Below are 245 nucleotides of genomic sequence, written 5' to 3' on the forward strand. Positions count from 1 at the left end.
GGCGCGATTGCGCGGCGACCGACGCGCGCGGCGGGTGATGCAGCCAGTGACGCAGCAGGCGGCTGCCCATCGTCGTGCAGCACGTGTCGAGCAGCGAGTACAGCGTCGGCGATTCCGTGCCGCGCAGCGTTTCGGTCAGCTCGAGGTTGCGGCGTGTCGCCGGATCGAGCCCGATGTATTCCGTTTCGTTCTCGACCTTCAGGCTGCGCACGTGACGCAGTTGCTGGCCCTGCGTGGCCGCCGCG

At 69.4% G+C, this 245-nt stretch carries 1 protein-coding gene; it reads right to left on the bottom strand.

Translation table 11 applies throughout. The annotated features are described in order from the left end of the window. Positions 1-245: hypothetical protein (locus SB751_RS34105; protein ID WP_410749507.1), on the bottom strand; the 245-nt coding region annotated here is incomplete at both ends.

This window comes from Cupriavidus sp. SIMBA_020 (assembly GCF_046535395.1).
Classification (GTDB): domain Bacteria; phylum Pseudomonadota; class Gammaproteobacteria; order Burkholderiales; family Burkholderiaceae; genus Cupriavidus; species Cupriavidus campinensis.